A 2,754-nucleotide genomic window follows, 5' to 3' on the forward strand; every position below is an offset into this window, starting at 1 on the left:
GTCGGCGCAGGTGACCCTTCTTCGTGTCGTGGAACAACGTGAGATCCAGCCTCTGGGCGCGTCAGGGGCGCGCCAGCTGGACCTGCGGATTCTTGCCTCGTGCAAGTCGGACCTGAAGCGCGCGGTCGAGCGCGGTGAGTTCCGCGAGGATCTGTACTACCGTCTCAATGTTCTGAAGCTGCGGGTGCCGCCGCTGCGGGAGCGGCGCGAGGACGTGGCGCTTTTGTTCTCGCATTTCCTGGCGCGGGCCTCCGGCGATCGCGGGCGGACGCCTCCGCCGATGAGCACCGCCGTCCGGCGCACCCTGATTGAGCATGACTGGCCGGGCAATGTGCGGGAGCTGGCGCATTTCGCCGATCGGGTCGCTCTGGATATCGACGCACCAGCCGCCTTCGGCGCGACCGAAGACGCGGGCGCCGGCCTCGTCGACCGGCTCGAACGGTTTGAGAAGGCGGTGCTGGAGGAGGCGTTGCATCGCCATGCGGGCGACATCGTCGCCATGACCGACGCCCTGCGGATTCCACGCAAGACCCTCTACGACAAGTTCCGCCGTCACGGCCTGCGCCCGGGCGATTTCCGCGCGCGAGATGAGCGTGGCCAAGACTGAGGAGGGGTCGGAGCGTTGCTGCGGACAGCAAAAAGCCCCGCGGCGAACCGGCGGGGCTTTGAGATCTTGGGTGCGGGAGCAGGATTTGAACCTGCGACCTTCAGGTTATGAGCCTGACGAGCTACCGGGCTGCTCCATCCCGCGGCAAGAGCGGCGTTGTGAAGGAAGATGTTCGAGAAGACCCGGGCTCAAGCAGCGCAAAGCGCGTTAGCCCGGAAAAGACGTCACAATCCACATATCCGCTTGGTAGACCCGGCGGCGACCTACTCTCCCATGCCTTGAGACATAGTACCATTGGCTCTGGAGGGCTTAACGACCGAGTTCGGGATGGGATCGGGTGGGGAACCTCCGACATAACCACCAGGTCAACCAAGCGGATATGTAGATTGTGACGAGAAGACATTGTCGTATTCGAAAAATCGAATGAGTTTTGCTGAGAAACGATCAAGCCGATCGGATTATTAGTACCAGTAAGCTTCACGCGTCGCCGCGCTTCCACACCTGGCCTATCAACGTGGTAGTCTTCCACGATCCTCAGCGAAGCCTTGTTTTGAGGTTAGTTTCCCGCTTAGATGCTTTCAGCGGTTATCTATTCCATACTTAGCTACCCTGCTGCACAACTGGCGTCATGACAGGTCCACCAGAGGTATGTCCATCCCGGTCCTCTCGTACTAGGGGCAGATCCTCTCAAGCTTCGAACACCCACGGCAGATAGGGACCAAACTGTCTCACGACGTTCTGAACCCAGCTCACGTACCACTTTAATCGGCGAACAGCCGAACCCTTGGGACCTGCTCCAGCCCCAGGATGTGATGAGCCGACATCGAGGTGCCAAACTTTGCCGTCGATATGGACTCTTGGGCAAAATCAGCCTGTTATCCCTAGAGTACCTTTTATCCGTTGAGCGATGGCCCTTCCACGCGGGACCACCGGATCACTATGGCCGACTTTCGTCTCTGCTCGACTTGTCAGTCTCGCAGTCAGGCGGGCTTATGCCATTGCACTCGACGACCGATTTCCGACCGGTCTGAGCCCACCATCGCGCGCCTCCGTTACACTTTAGGAGGCGACCGCCCCAGTCAAACTACCCACCACGCCATGTCCCGGGACCGGATAACGGTCCTCGGTTAGACGTCAACGACAGTAAGGGTGGTATTTCAAGGATGGCTCCACCAGAGCTGGCGCCCCGGTTTCATAGCCTCCCACCTATCCTACACATACGGTCGCTAACGCCAAGGCGAAGCTATAGTAAAGGTTCATAGGGTCTTTCCGTCTGACCGCGGGAACCCCGCATCTTCACGGGGAATTCAATTTCACTGAGCCTGTGCTGGAGACAGTGGGGAAGTCGTTACGCCATTCGTGCAGGTCGGAACTTACCCGACAAGGAATTTCGCTACCTTAGGACCGTTATAGTTACGGCCGCCGTTTACCTGGGCTTCAGTTCGTCGCTTTCACAACTCCCTTTAACCTTCAGGCACCGGGCAGGCGTCAGACCCTATACGTCGCATTGCTGCTTCGCAGAGCCCTGTGTTTTTGCTAAACAGTCGCTACCCCCTGGCTTGTGCCACTCTGCAAAGGTTGCCCTAAGCAGAGTCACGCTTATTCCGAAGTTACGCGTGCAATTTGCCGAGTTCCTTCAGCACAGTTCTCTCAAGCGCCTTGGTATGCTCTACCTGACCACCTGTGTCGGTTTCGGGTACGGTCTCTGCCAGAGTTATTTCCAGGGACAACTTCCCTGCCAGGACAATCCAATAAGCCCTGACAAGTTACGCCATCCGTCACTTCTGGCTGGTGCAGGAATATTTACCTGCTTCCCATCGACTACGCTTTTCAGCCTCGCCTTAGGGGCCGACTAACCCTGCGCAGATTAGCTTTACGCAGGAACCCTTGGTCTTTCGGCGGGAGTGTCTCTCACACTCCTTATCGTTACTCATGTCAGCATTCTCACTTCCGATACCTCCAGCCAGGCTCACGCCTGACCTTCACCGGCTTACGGAACGCTCCGCTACCGCTCGCTTACGCGAACCCATATCTTCGGCGCATGGCTTGAGCCCCGTTACATTTTCCGCGCAGGATCGCTTGATCAGTGAGCTGTTACGCTTTCTTTAAAGGATGGCTGCTTCTAAGCCAACCTCCTGATTGTCAGC

General features: G+C 58.0%; 1 protein-coding gene, 1 tRNA gene and 2 rRNA genes (1 of these 4 only partly in view). 1 reads left to right on the plus strand and 3 read right to left on the minus strand.

Going from position 1 to position 2,754, the window contains the following annotated elements; all coding sequences use genetic code 11:
- Window positions 1-607: sigma 54-interacting transcriptional regulator (locus ACP7AU_RS17195; RefSeq protein ID WP_426052206.1), on the plus strand; the 607-nt coding region annotated here is incomplete at its 5' end.
- 67 nt (window positions 608-674) lie between these two features.
- Here ACP7AU_RS17195 and ACP7AU_RS17200 read toward each other — a convergent pair.
- The 3 genes from ACP7AU_RS17200 to ACP7AU_RS17210 all read right to left on the minus strand — a co-directional run.
- Window positions 675-751: transfer RNA gene (locus ACP7AU_RS17200), tRNA-Met, on the minus strand.
- Window positions 752-857: 106 nt separating this feature from the next.
- Window positions 858-972, minus strand: a 5S ribosomal RNA gene (gene rrf / locus ACP7AU_RS17205).
- Between the two features lie 75 nt (window positions 973-1,047).
- A 23S ribosomal RNA gene (locus ACP7AU_RS17210) occupies window positions 1,048-2,754 on the minus strand (it continues 1,175 nt past the right edge of the window).

This window comes from Brevundimonas sp. SL161 (genome assembly GCF_049896985.1).
Classification (GTDB): Bacteria; Pseudomonadota; Alphaproteobacteria; order Caulobacterales; family Caulobacteraceae; genus Brevundimonas.